The following is a 22506-nucleotide window of genomic DNA, read 5'->3' on the forward strand; positions in this document are numbered from 1 at the left end:
CAATCCGAGTTCAAAGAAGAAAGCAGGTTCATTAAACCTGCTTCTTTTTCATACATGTGTATGTGTCTGATCCAGTAAATTTGCCAGGATCATGCTATTCTCTTGATCTGCATCGTACTGCACAATATCGTCGTAATCAAACAGTTCAAAACTCTCACCAAATTCCCGTTCCATGAAGTTGATAAACTCTCCAATGTTTTCTCCTACTTCTTTATTACAGCGAAACTCCATCATAATCGCTCTAAATCGATGAGGAGGAATTTCGCATTTAATATGATAAGATTTGTTGATGCCAAAGGAATCCTTTGAATCGTATAAAGTGTATGTATACAACAGAGACCATCTCCTTTCTTACGTGATATGTATATTGTTCTATAATTGAGCAAAATTCATCCGTGCTTATGAGATGGTTGCTTGTTTATGTCTTCAAAAAATGTTTACACCAGATGTTGGTTTGGAATAAAGTTAGTTCAGAAATGTTTTGCAAATCCTTATTTAGTGAGAACCAAAAAGAATCCATTTTTGAAAAAAGATTAATCAAAATGGAGATAAGCGGCAGGAGTTTTCATAATATTCTTCATTATCTTAGCGAAGAGGTGAATTGATTATGTCTTCTATAAACAAGAAATCTTGTTGTGCTGTAAGCCGTTCTGCAGTAAAGCAAGACACTGTCATTATGGAGGAATCAGCAAATCTGTTTGCTGGAGAGCAATATCATGAAGAAGATATGGTTCGGATTGAAGGTGGAGAATTTCTCATGGGTACGAATGAGAAAGAGGGATTTCCTGCTGATGGAGAAGGACCAATTAGGAAGGTGAAAGTGAAATCATTTTTAATGGATCGCTTTGCTGTAACAAATACTAAGTTTTTGGAATTCGTTACAGCCACTAATTATAAAACAGATGCTGAAAAATACGGTTGGTCCTTTGTTTTCTATAAATTAATATCAAGTGAAACTGCTAAACACGTAAAACACGTACCAACGGGAACATCATGGTGGGGAGTTGTAGAGGGGGCTTATTGGTTCCGTCCAGAAGGTCCTGATTCTAATATGAACGACCGCATGAACCATCCTGTTGTTCACATTTCATGGAATGATGCGATAGCTTATTGTAAGTGGGCAGGTAAAAGGCTTCCTACTGAAGCGGAATGGGAATACGCAGCAAGAGGAGGCCTTGTTCAAAAAAGGTATCCATGGGGGGATGAACTACAACCAGGTGGAGAACACTATTGCAATATCTGGCAAGGGAATTTTCCAGTTGAAAATACAATTTTAGATGGATATTTAGGAACAGCTCCAGTTGACGTTTTTCGACCCAATGGATATGGCTTATACAATATGGTTGGAAATGTGTGGGAGTGGTGTTCGGATTGGTTTAGTCCAAATTTTCATATAAACGGACCAAAGGATAACCCTCAAGGACCGCATAAAGGTAAGGCAAAGTCAATGCGAGGAGGATCTTACCTATGCCATGAATCCTATTGTAATCGATATCGCGTAGCAGCCAGGACCTCCAATACACCTGACAGTTCAACGGGAAATATAGGGTTTCGTTGTGTAAAAGATTTATCTCGCAGTAACGGGAAGTAAGACCCCCACCTCAATATTGAGAGAGAAGCGAAGAGGATAGGTGGGGGATGAAGCAATCCCTCACTGACGAAAGTTTCACTTCATTGCAAAAGCGTCATTACGATGCCGTAAATTGATAACCCAATGAAAGTCGGAATACCAACAATAACAATTTGCTTTACATTTTCATACGCCTTCGGTTCTACAAGAGGCAAGTCTTTTTCCTCCATTTGACGATACTGTTCACGTTCCATATAATCCCACCTTTATGATTGTACGATAATATATTCAAACGAGGCGGTTTATGTTAATTTTGCTGAAATTAAAATAAATGTTGAATATTCAGTCTTTTTGTATTAATATTAGTTTATTAACGGATGACAGTGATTAGCCTCCCTGCAAGCCCGGATATTGTTACGATGAATTGAATAGAAATGAATTGGCTTCTTTCCACTTGAACTTCCTTAGCAGGAAGACGAGCCATAAGGATAGGGACAGTAAAATCCAGTGTAATTCTTTACATTGTTTTTCTGGCTCTTTTTATTTTTTCTATAAATAAGAAAAGGACTTATCAGAAGAACGATTTATAGGACGGGTTTTAGAAAGCGTTATCAATGCCGGGCAATGTTTCAATTTTATGTATGCTAGAAGGATTTGTGAAAATAAATACTTATAGGTTGGTGATCTTTTTGGTTAAAGAAAAAAATGAACTGCAAAAAGACTTGAAAACCAGGCATATAACAATGATCTCAATTGGTGGGGTTATCGGAGCAGGATTATTTGTAGGGAGCGGGACAATTATTCAATCAACAGGTCCAGCAGCAATTTTGTCCTATATTATTGGTGCTTTAATGGTTGTACTCGTGATGCGGATGTTAGGAGAGATGGCTGCGGTAAATCCTGATAGTGGTTCTTTTGCAACATATGCTCATAAGGCAATTGGACCTTGGGCTGGTTACACAATCGGTTGGTTATACTGGTTTAACTGGGTTATTATTATCGCAATTGAATCGGTATTGTTAGGGGCGATGGTTAACAATTGGTTCCCTTCCATACCAGCATGGATAGCTAGTCTTTTCATGATTATTTTGATGACGATTACAAATATCTACTCTGTAAAGCTATATGGAGAGTTTGAATATTGGTTAGCCCTTATTAAAGTTGCAGCAATTCTTGTATTTTTAGGTTTAGGAATTGCTATGATTTTTGGAATTGTCCCTGGTGTGGACAGGCCTAATTTTTCTTCCATCTCTGAAAACGGTGGCTTTTTTCCAAAAGGGATTGTTCCTGTATTGCTGAGTGTCGTATTTATTTCTTTCTCTTTATCAGGGAGTGAAGTTGCTGCAATCGCGGCGGGAGAATCTGAAAATCCAGAAAAGAATGTTATAAAAGCAATTAACAGTGTTGTATGGCGTCTTATGCTGTTCTTCGTAGGATCTGTAACGATTTTGGTCATTTTTATGCCGTGGAATAATGCAGAATTATTGAAGCTTCCTTATGCAAGTTTATTTCGGATGGCAGGAGTCCCTGCTGCTGCGGAAATTATGAACGGAGTTGTGTTCCTGTCCTTGCTATCTGTTTTAAATTCAGGATTATACACGAGTTCTCGCATGTTATTTTCGCTTTCGAAAAAAGGAGATGCTCCTCTTGCTTTTTCAAAATTAAACAGTAAAGGCGCACCAATTTGGGCGATCGTTGCAAGTGTATTATTCGCATTTGTTTGCGCTATGCTGAAGTTTATATCTCCTGATAAACTATTTGCTTTTTTAGCAAATAGCTCAGGCGGCGTTACGATGCTTATGTATATGTTTGTTGCAGTTTCTCATATTCGATTAAGACGAGAAGCGGAAAGAGAAGACCCAGGGAAACTAAAAGTGAAAATGTGGTTATTCCCTTATCTCACATACGCAACGCTTCTTATGATTGTTACGATATTTGTTTCACAAGCATTTATAGCGGATATGCGTATGCAATTTTATTTGACGATTTTAGCTGCTGCTATAGTGATAGCATCCTATTTTCTCAGAGTTAGGAATAAGCCAGCAACTGCTAAGGATGATAAGGCAGGATTTCCAATTTTAAAAGGTTCGGAGATTGGTTTAGAGAAGGACTAAGTCGTGTGTAATGCAAAATAAAGTGAAAAAGGGGTAAGTTCAATGTTAAAAGAAAAGAACAATATTGTAACTACAAGATCTGATATTTTAAACGAAAGAAGAAAGAACGCAGTGCCTGCAGGTCCATATAATATTACTAATTTATATGTTCAATCTGCGAAAGGGGCCATTATTACTGATATAGATGGTAATGAATTAATAGATTTTGCAGGTGGAATTGGGATGCAAAATGTTGGGCATTGTCATCCGAAGGTAGTAAAAGCGATTCAAGAGCAAGTGGAGTCTTCCATTCATAGCTGTTTTCATGTAGCGCCGTATGAAAGCTATATTGCGTTAGCTGAAAGACTGAATGAATTAACGCCAGGAGATTTTAAGAAAAAAACAATGTTTGCGAACAGCGGAGCTGAAGCGGTAGAAAATGCTGTGAAAATTGCTAGAAAAGCAACTGGGCGCAGTGCCATCGTTTCGTTTGAACGCGCGTATCACGGACGTACATTAATGACAATGTCTCTTACAAGTAAAGTAAAACCTTATAAACATGGATTTGGTCCGTTTGCACCGGATGTGTACAAGCTTCCTTATCCGTATTATTACCGTGCAGAAGATGGGATGACGAAAGAAGAAGTAGACGGGCAAATCCTAGCGTATTTTGAACGCTTTATGCTAGAGGAAGTAGCAAGTGATAATATTGCGGCAATTATTTTGGAACCGCTTCAAGGTGAAGGTGGATTTATTGTACCATCTGCTGCGTTTATACAAGGGGTAAGAAACCTTTGTGATAAATATGGAATTATCATGATTGCAGATGAAATTCAAACAGGATTTGCTCGTACAGGAAACTTGTTCGCAATGGATCATTTTGGTGTAGCACCTGATTTAATGACATTTTCAAAATCCATCGCTGCAGGTATGCCGCTTAGCGCAGTGACCGGAAAAGCTGAACTAATGGATGCACCTGGTCCAGGCCAACTTGGAGGCACTTTCTCAGGAAGCCCGGTTGCTTGCGCAGCAGGCCTAGCTGTTTTAGATGTAATTGAAGAAGAAAATTTAGTACAACGCGCTCGGGAAATCGGCGATCGTATGATGGAAGTATTCAATAGCTGGAAGGATAAATATGAATTAATTGGCGATGTGAGAGGCCTTGGTGCTATGACGGCTATGGAACTTGTAAAGGATCGAAATACGAAAGAGCCGGCAACAGAAGAAGTGAAAGCAATTATGCAAGAAACACATAATAAAGGTTTAATCACAATAAGTGCTGGTATTTATAGCAGTGTACTTCGTTTCTTACCGCCACTTGTCATAACAGATGAAGAGCTTGAAGAAGGATTTGCTATTCTTGAAGCAGCAATTGCTAAGGTATCTAAATAAGAAAAAACGGTTATGTTTCCAGCTGGAGGTAGGAGAATGAAATTTTTCAATTATATAAATGGTCAGTGGAAAGAGCCATCTACTCATCAATATTCTAAAAACTATAATCCGCATAATGGAGAAGTATTAGGAGAATTTCCATTAAGTTCAGCAGAAGATACGCAAGCAGCAATTGCATCTGCGAAAGAAGCCTTTCAAAGTTGGCAAGGTTTATCGTTTCAAGAGCGAGCAAGTTACTTATGGAAAGCGGCAGCTATTTTAAAAGAACGTGTGACTGAAATCGGTCAGGATCTGACGAGTGAAGAAGGAAAGATACTTGCTGAAGGGATAGGAGAAACGAAGCGGGCGATTAGTATTCTTGAATATTATGCAGGGGAAGCGAATCAGCCTGTGGGAGAAATTATTCCTTCGGCCAATCCGAAAACGATGCTCTACAGCAAAAGAGTAGCAGTTGGACCAGTAGGATTAATTACGCCGTGGAATTTCCCAATTGCAATCCCAGTATGGAAAATGGCTCCGGCACTGATTTACGGAAATACTGTTGTCATTAAGCCAGCAGAAATTACACCAAAATCAGTATTTCACCTCGTGAATGCTTTTCATGAGGCAGGAATTCCTGCCGGCGTTATCAATTGCGTATTTGGGAAAGGTTCAGTAGTTGGAACGGAATTAACAGAAAACCATGATATAAAAGCGATATCCTTTACCGGTTCTAATGGCGTCGGAAAAACAATTCAGCAAACTGCTGTTGCAAACGGTAAAAAAGTGCAATTAGAAATGGGCGGAAAAAATCCACTCGTTGTATTAAAGGATGCCGATGTGAATAAGGCAGTAGATATCGCGATAAGAGGTGCATTTATGTCAACAGGACAAAAATGTACAGCGACAAGCAGAATTATTATTGAAGAGGGAATTTATGAAGAATTTCGTAATGAACTCGTGCTGCGGACAAAGGCTCTTAAAGTTGGAAATCCATTAGAAAATAATACGTTTATGGGCCCATGTGTATCCGAGAGCCAGCAGCAAACTGTTTTATCGATGATTGAAGCAGGTAAGAAAGAAGCTTCTTTACTTTGCGGGGGAAGCGTACCAACAGAAGATGAGTTAAAACACGGGTTTTATATTTTACCTACTATTTTTGAAGATGTACCCCACGATGCACGAATTGCGAAAGAAGAAATTTTCGGTCCGGTTATTTGTTTGTTTAAGGTGAACAATTATCAAGAAGCAATTTACCTGGCTAACGATACGGAATATGGACTTAGCGCATCTATTTGTACAAATAACTTGAGTCTTGCGCAGCAATTTATTGATGATATGGAAGTTGGAATGGTTCATATAAACTCCGAAACAGCAGGAGCAGAGCCGCAAGTTCCGTTTGGAGGAATGAAAAGTTCCAGTGCTGGGCCCCGCGAACAAGGGAAAACAGCTGCAGAATTTTATACAAGGGTAAAGACAGTGTATGTAGATCAAGTATGAGTTGAACCAATCGGGCATTAACGGGACAAAATAAATGGATCACAATAATGGGGGATGAACATGAGTAAAGGAACTTTTTTCATGGCAGGACATGCGAGACTTCCGAAAGGGATGGCTGTACGCAGCGTCTATGAAACACTAACAATTACAATAGAAGCAGATCACAAATATCATGTAATTATCGAATCTTCATGTACCCTTGCGACAGGACACGGGAGAGATTTTATTTCTCAAATTTTAAGAGGATATAGTTTACGAGATGGCATTGAAGACATCATTCAAGAAATCTCTTACCATTATCAAGGAAAAGCGCAAAATGCGATTATTAGCGCTTTAAAAGATTTGTACCGCCAATATACAAGTTACGTAAACGGTGAAAGACCTGAGGAGGACTATGAGGAAATAGGTCCGCTAAAGTAAAACGAAATGATGAAACTGTCGAGTTTATTGCACTTTACTATTTAAAGAGCGTTCGTAAACGAGAGCCAGTTGTATTCCAGCTTATTTGATGGCGGAATATAACTGGCTTTTTTATATACAATAAGGAGGCAGGAACATGTCAAAATCAAGTGAAGTTCAAGGTGTCAAGGAGCAGGTAAAGCAAAAAAGAGGATGTAAGGAAACTCATGCAGCGAAATCGTGTAAAATGTGTAAAGCATGTAGTCGAAATGAAGCTCAGTACATGAAAATTGAAAATAAATAATATAAATACATTGACATTCAGAAAATTTTGAATTAATATTTAACTATAAAGTGATAGGATCCATACGAGAAATAAGCCTTCTCTACACCCGATCTTCACTATCTGGTTTGCACATAGTTGAATAAAAAAACTGTCTATTATTATTGTACTTTAAGAGATTAAAGAACACTCGTAATTTTAAGCCAGTTGTACGTTTCTACAATTTATAATTGTGGATGCGTATGACTGGCTTTTTAGTTTATTTGAACTAAGGAGGAAGATGTTGATGATCACGGAACAAGAAGTGAAAATGAAATTTGCAAAGAAGTATGAGGGATATGAAATTGTTCCTCATCCAGAACATAAACGCTTGTATCATATTGTGTTAAATCAGCAATTGCTTGGGCAATTCTTCGAAGAGGTAAAAGAACATTCTGAACAATCATTGCAATATATTCCTTATTCTCGCTTTATCCTTGCTGATCAAATGAAAAAGATCTTTGGTGCATCCTTCATGGAGAATGTTCGAGGTATTATTCATGACCGTGAAACGGGCGGATTTACAATTGGTGTACAGGGTGAAACGACAAATCCAGAAGACTATGTGAAATTTGCAACGGCATTAACGCACTTAATTGGTACATCTAACTTTGATGCAATGACAGGAACGTATTATGCTAGATTTAATGTGAAAGATACAGACAGCAGTGATTCTTATCTTCGCCAAGCATATCGCTTATTCACACTTCATACAGACGGAACATTTGTTGATGAACCGACAGATTGGCTTCTGATGATGAAGATTGAAGAAAAGAATGCAGTAGGCGGCGAATCGCGTTTACTTCATTTAGATGATTGGGAAGAGCTTGATAAGTTTCGAAATCATACACTAGCATCTGTCAAAATGACGTATAAAGCACCGCCAAGTAAAAATGCGCAAGAAATCGTATATCGTGAAACATTTTTTGATATGAATAATGCGCCGTGTATTTGTTTTATTGATCAATTCGCTTATCCTGATAATATTGAACAAGCAACATATTTGAAGGAACTCTCACAATCTGTTGAAAACTCTCCAGCAACGCATGCATTAAAATTACCAGTTGGCGATTTAGTTCTTTTAAATAACCTATTTTGGATGCACGGGCGAGCTCCTTTTGAAAAAAATAAAGATTTATATCGAGAGTTAATGCGCCAACGCGGCTGCTTCTCTAAATAATATGTATGGCGGGTCTTGAAACAAGGCCTGCCTTTCATGATATACAGGTATTCGTACATATAACATGTAAGGAGGAAGTTTGATGTATGATTTTATAATTATTGGCGGCGGGATTGTTGGGCTTTCAACGGGGATGGCCTTAAAGAAAAAATTTCCTCATGCCAAAATCGCAGTCATTGAAAAAGAGAACGAACTTGCACATCACCAAACAGGACATAATAGCGGTGTGATTCATTCCGGTATTTACTATAAGCCAGGAAGCTACAAAGCGAAATTTGCAAAAGAAGGAAATGCAGCGATGGTTCAGTTCTGCAAAGAAAACGGAATTGCCTATGATATGTGCGGAAAGGTCATTGTCGCAACAGAAAAAGAAGAGATTCCCCTTTTACAAAACCTATATGAAAGAGGGTTGCAAAACGGCCTAGACATTTCGAAAATTAGTATAGAAGAATTATCGGAAATCGAGCCGCATGTAAAAGGATTAGGAGCGATTCGAGTTCCTTCTTGCGGCATTGCCGATTATAAAGGGGTAAGTTATGCATTTGCACATTTCATCCAAGAAAACGGGGGAGAAGTGCACTTAGGGACAAAAGCAGAACATATTTTTGAGAAAAAAGATTTTGTTACCATTGAGACAAACCAAGGAATCTTTGTAACGCGGTTTCTTATCAATTGTGCTGGATTACATAGTGATCGAATTGCCAAAAAAACCGGATTATTAACGGATATGAAAATTGTACCGTTTCGAGGCGAGTATTATGAGCTCGTTCCAGAAAAGCGTCATCTCGTGAAGCACTTAATTTATCCAGTTCCAAACCCAGATTTTCCGTTCCTAGGTGTTCATTTTACAAGAATGATAAACGGAGACGTACATGCAGGGCCGAATGCGGTATTAAGCTTTAAACGCGAAGGATACACAAAAAAAGATTTCGATCTAAAAGACTTTATGGAAACAATGACCTACGCCGGCTTTTGGAAAATGGCCATGCCGAATATGAAAGAAGGCATGAAAGAAATGATTCGCTCTTTTAGTAAACAATCCTTTCTCAAAAGCTTGCAGCGTTTAATACCAGAGCTTACAGATAAAGACATTGTTCCAACTCATGCTGGTGTAAGAGCGCAGGCGATTCTATCCAATGGAAACATGGTAGATGATTTTTGCATCATCTCAGGCACTAACTCCATGCATATTTGCAATGCCCCGTCTCCGGCTGCAACAGCAAGCCTGAAAATCGGGGAGGCAATTGCGGAGAAAATTCCGGATACAGTTACGGATGTGTTGAGTTCGTCGGGGGCGTTTCAAGTAAAAGCTTAGTTAGGAGAAAGAGAGATTCTATTTAGCTTTTCGACACGTTTAAACTACTAATTTTCTTAAGAACTCTTTTCATATATGGAACTAAACAAGGGTGTCTCTTTCATTGGAATATCCTTGTTTACTTTTGTTCTTAGTAAATCAGTTATGAAACAAAAAAATAAATGGACAATCACTGTCCAATCCTTTGTGATACATTACGGATACGTGGGAGAAGGAGGAGGAAAATGGAAGGGAAAGAGATTTTTGAGTTAGACATAGAGTGGGCTCAATTAATTTCAGAGGCGCTTCATAATGGAATCACAGAAGAAGAAATTAGAGAGTTTTTGGGAAGTGGAAATCCATCATAATTTCAATGACACTTGTTCACAGTTGATGGAAACTGTAATCCTTTGATTATTTTATACTTGTACATTTGTAGAGGGATAATTTTCATTGAAATAATGCCCTATTACTTTAATTCGATTCTTATTCGATCTTTCCACTTATTTATGTTTGCGATGGCATTTTTTTCTTTCCCTAGATATATATCATTGATTGTCATGGACCAAGATTTAAATGTACGCTGTCTATCCTTATTAGGTACAGGATTTGTTATTTTATCTACATTACTAACTAATTCACGGTTTCTCTTTAGAATATAAGCTACTTCCCATTCCTTATCATATGCTTCAGTAAATAATGTAATTAAATATCTATACCCTTCTTCTGTATAATTTGATGGATGTTGTATCATATAACAGGAAACAAGCCAGAAATGTAAGGCATATAATGCTGGATCGTTATGCTCCCAAACAAGCGGAAAACCAAATTGCTCATAACATGAATACCCATCTATCTCTTTGGCCCCACATTCGACACATCGTCCCAATTTCATTTCTGTATCGTTATTAACCATAATTAATTTTCCTTTCCATAACTTCATTTTACATTCACATCCATCAGTGGGAGATGAAGAATCCTCCACTGATGAAAGTTTCACTTTATTCTTTTTTAGCTTCCAATTCATTCTGCATGCGTTGCTTAAACTCCTTTGGAGAGCATTGATTATACCTTTTGAAAAGTTTATAGAACTGAGCCATGTTAGAGATACCAACCTCATAACCTACATTCGTAATACTAAGATCACTTGTCATTAATAAACATTCTGCTTTTTTTATTCGCTTATAATTAACGTAATCAATAAATGAAGTACCGATAATTTTTTTGAAATATTTTATGAAATAATGGTAGCTAAGTCCTAGTAATGAGCAAGCCTCTTCTACGGTAATCTTATCTTCCAAATGTTTGTCTACGTATTCAAGAACTGGCCGCAATCGGTTCAGACCAATTCCCTCTGTATAGTTTAATATGTTGCGTGTATCATTTCTTAAGAGTAATAGCATCATTCGCTTAATCGCCGAACTAATGGCAATTTCATATCCCCTCATTTGTGTTTGTGATTCTTGAAAGATTTCCATAATTAAAGTATATATTTCATCTCTTACAGTTTGTTTTTCTTCAAAAATATAGTTTATTTCATTCAAAGGTTTGGTTTGTTCAGAGAAACAGTATATGTACGGCATGATACTTTCGTCGAAGTGTTTCCCTAAATCGATTTGAAACACCACATATCGTAAATCATCCATTAGAGGTTTATGAGAACGATGTGGTTGGGATGCCCCTAAAACGATGACATCGCCTGGGCCCATTAGAATATACTCGTTTTTACTTTGTATCCCCAAATTTCCTTCAACGACGACAATAAATTCTACTTCTTTATGATAATGCCAAGGGTGTTTCTCTATCGTACTGAAATGATGTTTTTTCATATGAATTTCCCATATTTTTAGAAACAGCAACGGATTTTGATAAATGACTTTTTCATTAATAACTTCTAAATCGTTTTTTATTAAAGTCATACGCAATTTCTCCCCTTTAGAACATGCCACTTTTGTAAATAAAACATATCATAATTCTTCTTATTTTCTCTTTCGATTTTTAATAACCAAAAAAATGATGACACTTTTGAATAAAAAGACAGCTAAATTAAGCATATCCTTCCTTACTTATCTTTTCTATACTAATCACAAATAAATGAAAAAGGGGTGTTGTCACAATGTTAAAAGTAACTGTATGGAATGAAAATCGGCATGAACAAATAAATCCTGCTGTAAGTGAAATATATCCGAATGGGATTCATGGCACAATTGCAGAATTTTTAACGAAAGCAGGGTTTGAAGTAAAAACGGCTACTTTAGATGAACCAGAACATGGATTAACAGATGAAGTATTGCATCAAACAGATGTATTAGTATGGTGGGGACATATGGCACATGAAGAAGTAGCAGATGAAATCGTTGAAAAGGTAAAACAACGTGTATTAGGCGGAATGGGATTAATTGTTTTGCATTCAGGCCATTTCTCGAAGATTTTCAAAACGTTAATGGGTACAAGTTGCGATCTAAAATGGCGTGAAGCGGATGAAAAAGAACGTTTATGGGTTGTAGAGCCAAGTCATCCAATTGTAGAAGGAATTTCAGAATTCATTGAACTTGAACGTGAAGAAATGTACGGTGAACATTTTGATATTCCGGCGCCGGATGAATTGATATTTACAAGCTGGTTTGAAGGCGGGGAAATTTTTAGAAGCGGCTGCACATATAAAAGAGGGAATGGGAAAGTGTTTTATTTTAGACCAGGACATGAAACATACCCAACGTACCATAATAAAGAGATTCAACGCGTGATCATAAATGCAATTCAATGGGCCAAACCAGTAGAAAGAAAACGTCCTGTCTACGGCAATGCCAAGCCGCTTGAACAAATTGCTGTAAAGACGAATAAGTAAACTGAAACAAAGGGGATAAAGGTCATGGAGAAAATAAAAGTAGCGGTTATTGGGTGTGGAAGCATCGCAAAGTATCGTCATTTACCAGAATATCAATTCAATGAAAATGTAGAACTAGTCGCAGTTTGTGATGTAAATGAAGAACGTGCAAATAGTGTGGCAAAGCAATATGGCGCGACAGCGTATACAAAGTACGAAGAGCTCCTAGCTAGCGGCTCTGTGGACGTGGTTAGTGTATGTACACCAAACTATCTGCATGCGTCTATTTCGATTGCAGCTTTAAACAGCGGCGTTCATGTATTATGTGAAAAGCCGATGGCTACGTCAGAAGAAGAAGCAAAAGCAATGATTGAAGCAGCAAAAACAAACGGTAAAAAACTAATGATTGGACACAATCAGCGCTTTGTTGCATCTCATCAAAAGGCTCGCGAGCTAATTCAAAAAGGTGAAATTGGCAAAGTCTATAGCTTCCGCACAGCTTTTGGTCATGGCGGACCAGAAGGATGGAGTGCGGACGGCAAAGAAAGCTGGTTCTTTAAAAAAGAAGAAGCGTTTATTGGTGCAATGGGAGACTTAGGCGTTCACAAAACAGATTTACTTCGTTATCTACTCGGAGAAGAATTTGTAGAAGTTGGCGCATTTGTTGAAAATAATGCAAAAGATTTTGCTGATGTTGATGATAATGCAGTATGTGTATTGAAAACAGAAAGTGGTATTATCGGAACGCTTGCAGCAAGCTGGGCTTATACGAGTAAAGAAGATAACTCAACAATTATTTATGGTGAGAAAGCAATTCTTCGTCTAGAAGAACATCCAGTCTATTCATTAATCGTTCAATATGCGACAGGAGAAGTTGTTAATTATGAACTAGGGAAAATTCAGTCGAATGATGAAGGCGGACAAAATAATTCTCACGTGATTGAACGATTTATACAAGCAATTTTGCATAATGAAGAACCAGCTGTTCCAGGTGAAGAAGGGTTAAAATCTCTTTCTGTCATTTTAGCAGCCTTACAATCAAGCCAAACAAAACAAATTACGCGCGTATAAGAGGTGAATACCGTGAGAATTGGCATAATTGGAGCAGGAGGAATTGCCACCGGACGGCATATTCCAGCGTTTAAACAACTAGGTAATGAATGCGTCATTTGGGGCGTGAGTGATAGTAATCATGAAAGAGCTACAGAGGTAGCGAATGAGTTTGATATCCCGCAAGTATTTGCTAACTATAAAGATATGCTGAAAGAAGTAGATGCCGTATGTATTTGTACGCCGAATAAATTTCATGCTGAATTTGCAATTGAGGCTTTGAAAGCCGGCGTTCATGTATTATGTGAAAAACCAATGGCACTATGTAAGCAGCAGTGCGAAGAGATGCTGAAAGCTTCAAAAAAAGCTGATAGAAAACTAGCAATTGCCTATCATTATCGTTTTATGAAAGAAGCACAAGCAGCAAAAAAAATGATGACAGAAGTAGGGCGTCCTCTCGTAGCGCGCGTAAAAGCGATGCGGCGCCGCAAAGTTCCTGGGTGGGGAGTATTTACGAATAAAGAACTGCAAGGCGGAGGGAGTTTAATAGATTACGGCTGCCATTTACTTGATTTATCTCTTTGGCTAATGGGAAATCCAAAACATACAGCAGTTCTTGGAAGTGCGTACAACGAATTAAGTAAAACACCTGGTCAGTTAAATCAATGGGGAACATTTGATCATGAGACATTTCATGTGGATGATCATGTAACCGCTTATATGAAGTTTGAAAACGGTGCTTCATTGCTGCTCGAAACGTCTTGGTCTGCCAATATTGAAGATGACGAAGAACATGTTAGCATTTCCGGGATAGACGGAGGGATTAACGTTTTTCCACTTGAACTTTACACAACGAAAAACGGCATGTTGATGAACAGTACGGCAGCTTGGATAGAGGGAGAAGAGGATTATAGTTTCATGCAGGCTAAAAACTTCATTGATGCCTGCAAAGGAAAGGCTGAGTTAGTAGTGAAACCGGAAGAAGCGCTGCAAGTATCAGCGATTATCGATGAAATATATGACACTAGTAAAATAGGGGGAAAATAAAATGAAACTAGGCGTATTTACTGTGTTATTTGCAGATCATTCATTTGAGGAGATGTTAGATAAAGTAAAAGCGGCAGGTCTTCATGCGGTTGAAATTGGAACAGGCTGCTATCCTGGAAATCATCATTGCCCACTAGATGAACTGCTTGAAGATAAGGACAAAAGAGAAGCATATTTAAAAAAAGTAACAGACCGAGGACTGATTATTAGTGCATTTAGCTGTCACGGCAATCCAATCTCACCGGAAGAAGGCTTTGCACAAGAGTCTGACGATACGCTTCGTAAAACGATTCAATTAGCATCGCTGCTAAACGTGCCGGTCGTAAACTGTTTTTCTGGAACAGCAGGGGATCACGAGGGAGCGAAATATCCAAACTGGCCTGTTACCCCGTGGCCAAATGAATATGCTGATGTATTAACTTGGCAGTGGGAACATAAGCTGATTCCTTATTGGAAAGAGATCGGGGAATACGCAGAAAAACATAACGTGAAAATTGGTTTAGAATTGCACGGCGGATTTTTAGTGCATACACCGTATACGTTATTAAAACTTCGTGAAAAAACAAGCAAAGCAATTGGCGCCAACTTAGATCCAAGTCATCTATGGTGGCAAGGTATCGCCCCTGTCGGAGCCATTAAAATTTTAGCAAAAGAAAATGCGATTCATCATTTTCATGCAAAGGACACGTACCTGGATCAAGATAATATTAACATGTATGGCCTAACAGATATGCAGCCGTACGGAGAAGTACAAACGCGCGCTTGGACATTTCGATCAGTCGGATGCGGTCATGATATGAAAGAGTGGTCAAATATGATGAGTGCACTTCGTACGTACGGATATGACTACGTAATAAGCATCGAACATGAAGATCCAATCATGTCGACTGAAGAAGGGTTTAAACGTGCCGTTACGAATTTGAAAAGCGTATTAATAGAAGAAACACCTTCGCAAATGTGGTGGGTGTAATACAATCAATCCAAGTTCAAAGAAGAAAGCAGGTTCAGCCTGCTTCTTCTTTTTTATACATGTTCATCTGCCTAATCCAGCAAGTTTGCTAGTATCATGCTATTCTCCTGGTCTCTGCATCGTACTGTACAATACCGTCATACTCAAACAGTTCGAATGTTTCGCCAAATTCCCGTTCCATGAAGTCGATAAATTCTCCAATGTGTTCTCCTATTTCTTTATTACGGCGAAACTCCATCATAATCGCTCTAAATCGGTGAGGAGGAATTTCGCATTTAATATGATAAGATTTGCTGATGTCAAAAGAATCCCTTGCATCGTATAAGGTGTATGTATACAACAGAGAGCCATCTTCTTTCTTATGTGATATGTATATCGGTTCATAGTTGAATAAACTTCATCCGTGCTGGTTGCTTGTATACTTCATTCGCATATATAACCTCGCGTTTTTAGGAGGATGAGAATAAAAAGCTGATTTCAGGAACATCCCGATTTATCTTCTGCTCAAATGGAGGATTGGTTGAAAGAAAGATGTTAGAACCCTTTTGTTTCGATAATGAGCTTTGAAACTGAATTTGAGCAATATTTTTCTCTATATAAAGTTAGATTTGACAAAAACAGGAAAAATTTATACAATTTAATTAATTGAACGTTCAATCAAAAAAATGAATGACCAATCAAAAATAACGAACAGTTTATAAGGTGGTAATTCTTATGGAAGACCGACAATCTTTTATAGCAGAAGCAAGAAGAGAACAAATAATAAAGGCTGCTATTGAAGTTTTAAGAGAAGTTGGGTATGTAAGTACAAGTTTGTCGAAAATAGCAAAAAAAGCAAACATAAGTACAGGATTAATTTCTTATCACTTTTCTGGTAAAGAAGATTTGATGAACAATACTTTAACATATTTAGTTGAACAAGAATGGTTATTTATTCATGCAAGAGTTGGGCAAAAACAAACATCTACAGAAAAATTAAAATCATTTATCGAAGCAAGTTTAGCTTATCAGGTTATAAACCGAACAAATAATATCGCTTTAATTGAAATAGTTTTTAATGCACGTACACCAGATCATATTCCTTATTATTTACTAGAAGACGATGAAGAAGGTTTAGTAAAGGGGTTATTACAAGAAATTCTTCTACAAGGGCAGGAATCAAAAGAATTTGGAGATTTTAATATCCAGGTGATAGCAACTATTATTCAAGGTTCGATATCGGAATCTTTGATAGCTCCTCAAAATAAAATAAGTTTAGAAGATTATAGTGAAGAATTGATAAAAAGCATATTGAAAATAGTTAAATAATGAAAACAAAACAGAAAATCATTTAATTTCAAAATATTGTTTATGACTAATTTAATAGGAAGGATAGGGATTATGATAGAGAGCGAAACATTTCTTGGACATAGTAAGTTCCAAAAAGCAATTATTGTTTTAGTGCCCATGATATTAGGCGGTTCGATTGGTTGGTTTGTTCCCATCATTGCCAACTGGATACTAAAACTTCCAGTAGTTCCAATGGAGAAGTTAGTTTTATTCATTGCATCCTTTAACAGCCTATGGGTTTCAAGTATTGCCGCCATTATTGGAACAATAGCGGGTTTATTATTGGCTCTTGTTATTTTAAATGAGAGTCTCGAAGTCACAATTTCATATAATAATTTGCAATTAAAATTTGGAGAAAGAATAAATATCATTGAGAAAAAGGACATTTTAGCAATATATATAGAAAATAAGCATTTAGTTATCCTTGGACAAACGAGTAATGAATTATATAGAGAAGTTATTGAAATGAAGGTGGATACTGTACGAGAAGCTTTTAATAAGTATCAATATCCATGGAATGAAATTGACCCATTTGGTAGCCAATATCAGCGATGGGCTTTAGGACATCCTGATTTTCCCGAAAAAATTAATGCATTACTTTATGCTAGAGACCATGCGTTGAAAGAAAAGAAAAAGGCAAATGCTAAATATCTACGAGAAGATTTAGCTCAGTTAGGGGTTGTCATTAGAGATGAAAGAAATGGTCAGTACGTGAGACTTGCCCAAAATGCTAATTATGATATTTAACTCACTTTAGGTAAGACTACCTTCTACACTCCTTAGAAAATTGATTAGTAATAACAAAAAAATCGGCTATTCCAGGCATTTTGAGAGTTTGGAAGAGTGATTCGGACGATATTTCTTCTTAGATATATTTCAGATATGAAATTGAGAGAACAAATTACTATGCCCCATTTTTACACGCATCTCGGTTGAACCCCCTATAAACATGAACTCTATACTAGACGAAGTATACTGAATTAATAACATCCTGTTTATATTTTAATATGTATAAAAAGAGGGGATATTCGTCTCTATATTAAACGAACTATCCTCTCTTCATAGTACTCTAATTAACGTATAATATCCGTGTTTTGTCGGCAGGATCCCGTACCCATCAAGCTAAGATAGGTATATATATCCAAAATAATTAAAAAGAAACTTTCATGAAATTAAGTTATTAATAACACCTTTCATACTGAAAGATGTTATTTTCTAATCTTTATGTTATTTTACGACATATGTCGTAGTACGATGTGGTTCGGGAAGTGAAAAATGGACAAAGAGATGATGAAAGGAAGTATTGATATACTTGTGCTCTCTATAATTTCTCACCATGATTCTTACAGTTATGAAATTATCCAAAAACTTAAAGAACAAATCACTGCACTTATTCAAGCTTGCAGGAAAAGAGACTTCGCATGAAAGAGTTATAAATATGAAATTTTTTTAAACTGAGAAGTATGATGATCGCAACGTTTAGCCATAATTACAACTAAAGGTTTTAGTATAAAAAATGAAACAAAATAAAAAATTACAAGGAGACAATTTTATGGAAAATAATAAAAATGCAATACTCGCTTTTGTTGTTTTAGCTTTAGGTTTAGTGTTTTTTGTTGGGGGCATGGTTTATTCAATATGGTGGTCTTGAATACTTACATGCACAAAATCCTTGTTTTAGGGTAATTTCAAGTCTTTAACTTGAGGGGCATGCGTCAAGAGCCCAATAAGATCATTAGATGCTAATTACAAAAAGCTTAACTGATATGAAAGTCTACTCCATATTTATGAAGACCCAATTTTTTAGCTATTGCTTGTGAAGAGAAATTATCCCACGCTGTACTATAAAGAGGGTGTAATCCTTCTTTCTTGATTTCGTTTGCCCAAGCAATAACACTTTTTGTTCCATATCCGTTTCCTTTATAGGCCTCCAAAGTTTCCACACTAGCCTCTGCTGCTTTTGCACTCTTTCTCGCACTACAACATACAGAAACAGCAATACCGTCTTGTATAATAGCGAAACAAGGCTGTCTCCATTCAAACTCCTCAAATAGATTTGGGAAATCCACTTTTAGTAACTCCTTATTTTCATTTGTTATTCTAACTGCGTCTGAAGTCATATGGAAATTTTCAGGAAAAATGTAAGCTGGGCCCATCCATATGCTATTTATCGGTCTTATCTCATTTAAAATAACAATTAAGTTTCTAAGGTCAACGATATGCTCATTGTTGTTAATAACTTGCAACACTTTACCGACCTTTGGATTTGGGAAAATTTCATTGAAACGAATGACATTTCCTTCTCTGGTACGACCAAGGAAAAATAAAGGAGCAACAAGACCTCCAGGCTCATTTATTTCTGTCATTCTGCCCGAACTATCATATTTAAATAATACATCCGCTTGTATTTCCATTAGCTTGTATTCTTGAGCCAAATTACACCTCCACCTTTCATATCTTGAAAATTGAATGTAGATGAAATTAAATATTATTTATGAATTTATGAACAACACATTATCGCCTTGTTAAAGGCATCTTCAGGAATATATACTTTATTATCTTTAATTTTATATGGGATGTTATTTCTTTCAAGTGGATCTGTATGAACAGTTTCTACAGTGTCACTCCATTGTACATATTTGCCGCTGTATCCTTTTTGAGAAAAATAAAATATTAAAAGAATAGAAAAAAATAAACATAGAAATACTATTCGTTTCTTTTTCAAATTTATCATCTCCTCTTTAATAACAAAGTAATATACGATTCCTAAAACTGTTAAAATTATACTATTTTTCGCTTTCCAGCGTCACCATTTGTTCTAACTGGGGTATCGCCACATGCCCATCAAGGTAAGACAAAATCATATTCCAAAAATGAAAAAAACGTTATTCCTTCTGTATAAATTCAAAACGAGAGGATGAAATAGTGTAAAAGAAAATATACATATGTCTAAAAAATTGTTATGCAAAGGGTATAAATTTTTAGAAAAAGTACAAATCCAATTGACTGGTCATTGATAATATTCAGTTCCTAAATTCCGGTACAATATTTGCTAATAAAAATATAGGAAACTTTTAAAATAACAAGCATCTCACATGAGAATACAAATATCGGAGGGACAAGAAATGAATATTAGCAAAATGTACACAACAATCGATGCACATGTAGCGGGAGAACCATTACGTATTATTACAGGCGGATTACCAGTGATAAAAGGAAAAACACAACTAGAAAGACGAGCGTATTGTATGGAGCACTTGGACCATCTTCGCGAAGTTTTGATGTATGAGCCGAGAGGACATCATGGTATGTACGGTTGTATTATTACGCCTCCTGCAAGTCCGCATGCTGATTTTGGAGTATTGTTTATGCATAATGAAGGCTGGAGTACAATGTGCGGCCATGGAATTGTTGCTGTAATCACGGTAGGAATTGAAACTGGCATGTTCGAAGTGACAGGAGAAGAACAAAAATTCATTATTGATAGCCCGGCAGGAGAGGTTATCGCGTATGCAAAATACAGTGGAAACCAAGTGGAATCCGTGACATTTGAAAATGTTCCTTCTTTTGTTTACAAAAAGGACGTTCCTGTAAAAATTGACGGCTATGAATTTCAAGTAGACATTGCTTTTGGAGGAGCTTTCTATGCTGTTGTAGACAGTAAAGAATTTGGCCTAAAAGTAAACTTTAAAGATTTATCTGCTATTCAAACGTGGGGCGGAAAAATTAAACACTACATTGAAAGTCAAATGGAAGTAAAACATCCTCTCGAAGAAGATTTAAAAGGAATATACGGCGTTATCTTTTCAGATGAACCAAATGGAAAAGATGCCACGTTACGAAATGTAACTATTTTTGCGGATGGGCAAGTAGATCGCTCTCCTTGCGGCACGGGTACTTCAGCTAGACTTGCAACGCTTGTTGACAATGGAGTTCTACAAGAAGGCGGAAGTTTCGTTCATGAATGCATTACTGATGGACAATTTGTTGGAGAAGTGTTGTCATCAACAAAAGTAGGCGAATATGAGGCAATCATTCCAAAAGTTACTGGTCAGGCATTTATTACAGGATTCCACCAGTTTGTAATGGACCCAAGAGATCCATTGAAACAGGGCTTCTTATTAGCGTAATGGTGGAGTAGTTGTTTTCTGTTTAGAAAACAAGGGGATTGAAGATGAAATGGTGAAGTAATTGCTATATTGGCGACAAGCATTGGAGAAAGATTCAGGAAGGGACGAGGTAATATGTTAGTCATAAATGCAGCTGAACAAAGAAGTTTAGTAGATATGAATGAAGTGATTGAATACGCGGCAATCGCCTTAAAAGAGTTTTCTGCAGAAAGAACGATCACTCCGATTCGCTACTCTTTACCATTTTCTAATTCGCAAAATACCGCATTAATGATGCCTTCAGTAGCGGAAGACCTTGGTACACTTGGGTTAAAAGTAGTAACGGTAGCCCCGAATAATCCTAAAATAGGAAAGAAAACGATAAATGGAGTTGTCATGCTATCTGATTTTCAAACAGGAGAACCGCTCGCCCTTTTAGAAGGATCGTATTTAACGATGATTCGAACAGGTGCCTTATCAGGTGTAGCGACAAAATACCTAGCTCGCCAAGATGCGAAAAACTTATGCATCATCGGTACAGGAGAACAAGCAAAAGGACTTGCCGAGGCCATGCTTGTTGTGCGAGACATTGAAAACATTATGCTTTATAATCGGACAGAACAAAAAGCGGCCGAATTTGCCGAGTATATAAAAGAGAAATTTAATAAACCTGTCTACATATACGCAGATGCGAATGAAGCAGTACGCGAGGCAGATATTGTTGTTACAACAACGAACTCCTTAACACCCGTTTTTTCAGACACATTAAAACCTGGTGTTCACGTAAATGCTGTCGGTTCATTCAGACCAACGATGCAAGAACTACCATCTCATGTCATTTCCTCAGCTAATAAAGTAGTAGTCGAATCCAAAGAAGCGGCACTAGAAGAAACTGGTGACCTCCAAATCCCAATCCAAGAAGGACTTTTCAAAGAAAGCGACATTCACGCAGAACTCGGACAAATTATAAGCGGCGAACGAACTGGCAGAGAAAGCGACCAAGAGATTACCGTATTTAAATCTGTCGGACTAGCCGTTGTAGATATTGTAGTGGCGAAGTATTTCTATGAGAAGGCTATCAAGAATAAGGTAGGGACTAGGGTGGAGTTGTGAAGTATAGGTAGAAAAATTGTATCATCGTTAACAACGAGGGAAGCATGCTGTGGCGTGAAATTTGAAATGATTAAAACATGATGACTTACCATCTTTGAAATACACCACACCCTAATTAAAATTTTTATGATGTAAGAAATATACGATGTTTGAAAATAAAAATAGAAATTTCTATTATGAAGTAGTTAAGCATTTGTAGTACAGAAAGGATAGATAAGGTATTATGACTTTATCTAAAATAGGCGAGAATACTCCCACCTCAAGGAATGTGAAGGGCGTAGCCCAATGAGTAGGTGGGGGATGAATCGCCTTCGGACAAGGGATGGCTATTT

General features: G+C 37.2%; 24 protein-coding genes and 2 pseudogenes. 19 read left to right on the top strand and 7 right to left on the bottom strand.

The window, feature by feature from the left end; translation table 11 throughout:
* Positions 1 to 48 precede the first annotated feature (48 nt).
* On the bottom strand, positions 49 to 333 hold the full coding sequence (locus tag ACFQZ1_RS26290) for a hypothetical protein (protein WP_377885138.1): 285 nt from the start codon (positions 331 to 333) through the stop codon (positions 49 to 51).
* 274 nt (positions 334 to 607) lie between these two features.
* Here ACFQZ1_RS26290 and ACFQZ1_RS26295 point away from each other — a divergent pair, with 274 nt between their 5' ends.
* Positions 608 to 1591 (top strand): formylglycine-generating enzyme family protein, encoded by a 984-nt coding sequence (locus ACFQZ1_RS26295; protein ID WP_377885139.1) that lies wholly within the window; start codon positions 608 to 610, stop codon positions 1589 to 1591.
* Positions 1592 to 1671: 80 nt separating this feature from the next.
* Here ACFQZ1_RS26295 and ACFQZ1_RS26300 read toward each other — a convergent pair whose 3' ends face one another.
* Positions 1672 to 1824 carry a hypothetical protein gene (locus ACFQZ1_RS26300; RefSeq protein ID WP_377885140.1) on the bottom strand — a complete coding sequence of 51 codons (153 nt, stop codon included), beginning with the start codon at positions 1822 to 1824 and terminating at the stop codon, positions 1672 to 1674.
* A 387-nt stretch (positions 1825 to 2211) separates the two neighbouring features.
* Here ACFQZ1_RS26300 and ACFQZ1_RS26305 point away from each other — a divergent pair, with 387 nt between their 5' ends.
* The 8 genes from ACFQZ1_RS26305 to ACFQZ1_RS26340 all read left to right on the top strand — a co-directional run bounded on the left by ACFQZ1_RS26305 (position 2212) and on the right by ACFQZ1_RS26340 (position 10097).
* The gene (locus ACFQZ1_RS26305) at positions 2212 to 3684 is read left to right on the top strand and encodes an amino acid permease (RefSeq protein WP_377885169.1); all 1473 of its coding nucleotides are present in this window, start codon (positions 2212 to 2214) and stop codon (positions 3682 to 3684) included.
* A 42-nt stretch (positions 3685 to 3726) separates the two neighbouring features.
* A complete protein-coding gene (gene gabT / locus ACFQZ1_RS26310; protein ID WP_377885141.1) occupies positions 3727 to 5055 on the top strand; it encodes a 4-aminobutyrate--2-oxoglutarate transaminase in 1329 nt (442 codons plus the stop codon).
* A gap of 36 nt (positions 5056 to 5091) precedes the next feature.
* On the top strand, positions 5092 to 6534 hold the full coding sequence (locus ACFQZ1_RS26315) for an aldehyde dehydrogenase family protein (RefSeq protein ID WP_377885142.1): 1443 nt from the start codon (positions 5092 to 5094) through the stop codon (positions 6532 to 6534).
* 60 nt (positions 6535 to 6594) lie between these two features.
* Positions 6595 to 6954, top strand: a complete 360-nt coding sequence (locus ACFQZ1_RS26320) for a DUF3870 domain-containing protein (protein ID WP_377885143.1) — start codon at positions 6595 to 6597, stop codon at positions 6952 to 6954.
* A gap of 136 nt (positions 6955 to 7090) precedes the next feature.
* Positions 7091 to 7237: a hypothetical protein gene (locus ACFQZ1_RS26325; protein WP_377885145.1), complete on the top strand. Its 147-nt coding sequence runs from the start codon at positions 7091 to 7093 to the stop codon at positions 7235 to 7237.
* Positions 7238 to 7496: 259 nt separating this feature from the next.
* Entirely contained in the window at positions 7497 to 8435 is a 939-nt protein-coding gene (gene glaH / locus ACFQZ1_RS26330; RefSeq protein WP_377885146.1) for a glutarate dioxygenase GlaH, read from the top strand.
* An 82-nt stretch (positions 8436 to 8517) separates the two neighbouring features.
* The gene (gene lhgO, locus ACFQZ1_RS26335; RefSeq protein WP_377885147.1) at positions 8518 to 9750 is read left to right on the top strand and encodes an L-2-hydroxyglutarate oxidase; all 1233 of its coding nucleotides are present in this window, start codon (positions 8518 to 8520) and stop codon (positions 9748 to 9750) included.
* A 224-nt stretch (positions 9751 to 9974) separates the two neighbouring features.
* Complete coding sequence (locus tag ACFQZ1_RS26340) at positions 9975 to 10097, top strand: anti-repressor SinI family protein (protein WP_377885148.1); 123 nt, start codon at positions 9975 to 9977, stop codon at positions 10095 to 10097.
* Positions 10098 to 10198: 101 nt separating this feature from the next.
* On the opposite strand, the gene ACFQZ1_RS26345 is transcribed toward ACFQZ1_RS26340, so the two are convergent.
* Together ACFQZ1_RS26345 and ACFQZ1_RS26350 are read right to left on the bottom strand one after the other, a co-directional pair.
* On the bottom strand, positions 10199 to 10672 hold the full coding sequence (locus ACFQZ1_RS26345) for a DUF5946 family protein (RefSeq protein WP_377885149.1): 474 nt from the start codon (positions 10670 to 10672) through the stop codon (positions 10199 to 10201).
* A gap of 58 nt (positions 10673 to 10730) precedes the next feature.
* The gene (locus tag ACFQZ1_RS26350) at positions 10731 to 11648 is read right to left on the bottom strand and encodes a helix-turn-helix domain-containing protein (protein WP_377885150.1); all 918 of its coding nucleotides are present in this window, start codon (positions 11646 to 11648) and stop codon (positions 10731 to 10733) included.
* A 197-nt stretch (positions 11649 to 11845) separates the two neighbouring features.
* On the opposite strand from ACFQZ1_RS26350, the gene ACFQZ1_RS26355 reads away from it, so the two are divergent.
* Genes ACFQZ1_RS26355 through ACFQZ1_RS26370 form a run of 4 tightly spaced genes read left to right on the top strand, consistent with a single transcriptional unit; the run spans position 11846 to position 15623 of the window.
* Positions 11846 to 12577 (top strand): ThuA domain-containing protein, encoded by a 732-nt coding sequence (locus ACFQZ1_RS26355; protein ID WP_377885151.1) that lies wholly within the window; start codon positions 11846 to 11848, stop codon positions 12575 to 12577.
* 24 nt (positions 12578 to 12601) lie between these two features.
* Positions 12602 to 13627 carry a Gfo/Idh/MocA family protein gene (locus ACFQZ1_RS26360; RefSeq protein ID WP_377885152.1) on the top strand — a complete coding sequence of 342 codons (1026 nt, stop codon included), beginning with the start codon at positions 12602 to 12604 and terminating at the stop codon, positions 13625 to 13627.
* A 12-nt stretch (positions 13628 to 13639) separates the two neighbouring features.
* Positions 13640 to 14653 carry a Gfo/Idh/MocA family protein gene (locus ACFQZ1_RS26365; RefSeq protein ID WP_377885153.1) on the top strand — a complete coding sequence of 338 codons (1014 nt, stop codon included), beginning with the start codon at positions 13640 to 13642 and terminating at the stop codon, positions 14651 to 14653.
* 1 nt (position 14654) lies between these two features.
* Positions 14655 to 15623 (top strand): sugar phosphate isomerase/epimerase family protein, encoded by a 969-nt coding sequence (locus tag ACFQZ1_RS26370; protein ID WP_377885154.1) that lies wholly within the window; start codon positions 14655 to 14657, stop codon positions 15621 to 15623.
* Positions 15624 to 15717: 94 nt separating this feature from the next.
* Here the strand turns inward: ACFQZ1_RS26370 and ACFQZ1_RS26375 are convergent, their stop codons facing one another.
* A complete protein-coding gene (locus ACFQZ1_RS26375; protein WP_377885155.1) occupies positions 15718 to 15963 on the bottom strand; it encodes a hypothetical protein in 246 nt (81 codons plus the stop codon).
* A 374-nt stretch (positions 15964 to 16337) separates the two neighbouring features.
* Between ACFQZ1_RS26375 and ACFQZ1_RS26380 the strand changes: the two genes are divergently transcribed.
* The 4 genes and pseudogenes from ACFQZ1_RS26380 to ACFQZ1_RS26395 form a co-directional block, all read left to right on the top strand.
* Entirely contained in the window at positions 16338 to 16931 is a 594-nt protein-coding gene (locus ACFQZ1_RS26380) for a TetR/AcrR family transcriptional regulator (protein WP_377885156.1), read from the top strand.
* A 72-nt stretch (positions 16932 to 17003) separates the two neighbouring features.
* Entirely contained in the window at positions 17004 to 17699 is a 696-nt protein-coding gene (locus tag ACFQZ1_RS26385) for a YqeB family protein (RefSeq protein WP_377885157.1), read from the top strand.
* A 16-nt stretch (positions 17700 to 17715) separates the two neighbouring features.
* Positions 17716 to 17858: pseudogene (locus ACFQZ1_RS26390) on the top strand (Tn3 family transposase); the annotation flags it as partial.
* A gap of 369 nt (positions 17859 to 18227) precedes the next feature.
* Positions 18228 to 18329: pseudogene (locus ACFQZ1_RS26395) on the top strand (PadR family transcriptional regulator); the annotation flags it as partial.
* A gap of 380 nt (positions 18330 to 18709) precedes the next feature.
* Here the strand turns inward: ACFQZ1_RS26395 and ACFQZ1_RS26400 are convergent.
* Together ACFQZ1_RS26400 and ACFQZ1_RS26405 are read right to left on the bottom strand one after the other, a co-directional pair.
* Positions 18710 to 19387: a GNAT family N-acetyltransferase gene (locus tag ACFQZ1_RS26400; RefSeq protein WP_377885158.1), complete on the bottom strand. Its 678-nt coding sequence runs from the start codon at positions 19385 to 19387 to the stop codon at positions 18710 to 18712.
* Positions 19388 to 19452: 65 nt separating this feature from the next.
* Positions 19453 to 19677 (bottom strand): hypothetical protein, encoded by a 225-nt coding sequence (locus ACFQZ1_RS26405; protein ID WP_377885159.1) that lies wholly within the window; start codon positions 19675 to 19677, stop codon positions 19453 to 19455.
* 400 nt (positions 19678 to 20077) lie between these two features.
* Between ACFQZ1_RS26405 and ACFQZ1_RS26410 the strand changes: the two genes are divergently transcribed.
* Together ACFQZ1_RS26410 and ACFQZ1_RS26415 are read left to right on the top strand one after the other, a co-directional pair.
* Positions 20078 to 21082 carry a proline racemase family protein gene (locus tag ACFQZ1_RS26410; protein ID WP_377885160.1) on the top strand — a complete coding sequence of 335 codons (1005 nt, stop codon included), beginning with the start codon at positions 20078 to 20080 and terminating at the stop codon, positions 21080 to 21082.
* A gap of 114 nt (positions 21083 to 21196) precedes the next feature.
* Positions 21197 to 22174, top strand: a complete 978-nt coding sequence (locus ACFQZ1_RS26415) for an ornithine cyclodeaminase family protein (protein WP_377885161.1) — start codon at positions 21197 to 21199, stop codon at positions 22172 to 22174.
* Positions 22175 to 22506 lie beyond the last annotated feature (332 nt).

This window comes from Bacillus sp. CGMCC 1.60114, assembly GCF_042676365.1.
GTDB classification, from domain to species: domain Bacteria; phylum Bacillota; class Bacilli; order Bacillales; family Bacillaceae_G; genus Bacillus_A; species Bacillus_A rhizoplanae_A.

Bases quoted from the DNA above. Each gene is read 5' to 3' on its own strand.
- ACFQZ1_RS26295 (WP_377885139.1), top strand. From the start codon at position 608: ATGTCTTCTATAAACAAGAAATCTTGTTGTGCTGTAAGCCGTTCTGCA.
- ACFQZ1_RS26300 (WP_377885140.1), bottom strand. From the start codon at position 1,824: ATGGAACGTGAACAGTATCGTCAAATGGAGGAAAAAGACTTGCCTCTT.
- ACFQZ1_RS26305 (WP_377885169.1), top strand. From the start codon at position 2,212: ATGCTAGAAGGATTTGTGAAAATAAATACTTATAGGTTGGTGATCTTT.
- gabT (WP_377885141.1), top strand. From the start codon at position 3,727: ATGTTAAAAGAAAAGAACAATATTGTAACTACAAGATCTGATATTTTA.
- ACFQZ1_RS26315 (WP_377885142.1), top strand. From the start codon at position 5,092: ATGAAATTTTTCAATTATATAAATGGTCAGTGGAAAGAGCCATCTACT.
- ACFQZ1_RS26320 (WP_377885143.1), top strand. From the start codon at position 6,595: ATGAGTAAAGGAACTTTTTTCATGGCAGGACATGCGAGACTTCCGAAA.
- ACFQZ1_RS26325 (WP_377885145.1), top strand. From the start codon at position 7,091: ATGTCAAAATCAAGTGAAGTTCAAGGTGTCAAGGAGCAGGTAAAGCAA.
- glaH (WP_377885146.1), top strand. From the start codon at position 7,497: ATGTTGATGATCACGGAACAAGAAGTGAAAATGAAATTTGCAAAGAAG.
- lhgO (WP_377885147.1), top strand. From the start codon at position 8,518: ATGTATGATTTTATAATTATTGGCGGCGGGATTGTTGGGCTTTCAACG.
- ACFQZ1_RS26340 (WP_377885148.1), top strand. From the start codon at position 9,975: ATGGAAGGGAAAGAGATTTTTGAGTTAGACATAGAGTGGGCTCAATTA.
- ACFQZ1_RS26345 (WP_377885149.1), bottom strand. From the start codon at position 10,672: ATGAAGTTATGGAAAGGAAAATTAATTATGGTTAATAACGATACAGAA.
- ACFQZ1_RS26350 (WP_377885150.1), bottom strand. From the start codon at position 11,648: ATGACTTTAATAAAAAACGATTTAGAAGTTATTAATGAAAAAGTCATT.
- ACFQZ1_RS26355 (WP_377885151.1), top strand. From the start codon at position 11,846: ATGTTAAAAGTAACTGTATGGAATGAAAATCGGCATGAACAAATAAAT.
- ACFQZ1_RS26360 (WP_377885152.1), top strand. From the start codon at position 12,602: ATGGAGAAAATAAAAGTAGCGGTTATTGGGTGTGGAAGCATCGCAAAG.
- ACFQZ1_RS26370 (WP_377885154.1), top strand. From the start codon at position 14,655: ATGAAACTAGGCGTATTTACTGTGTTATTTGCAGATCATTCATTTGAG.
- ACFQZ1_RS26380 (WP_377885156.1), top strand. From the start codon at position 16,338: ATGGAAGACCGACAATCTTTTATAGCAGAAGCAAGAAGAGAACAAATA.
- ACFQZ1_RS26385 (WP_377885157.1), top strand. From the start codon at position 17,004: ATGATAGAGAGCGAAACATTTCTTGGACATAGTAAGTTCCAAAAAGCA.
- ACFQZ1_RS26410 (WP_377885160.1), top strand. From the start codon at position 20,078: ATGAATATTAGCAAAATGTACACAACAATCGATGCACATGTAGCGGGA.
- ACFQZ1_RS26415 (WP_377885161.1), top strand. From the start codon at position 21,197: ATGTTAGTCATAAATGCAGCTGAACAAAGAAGTTTAGTAGATATGAAT.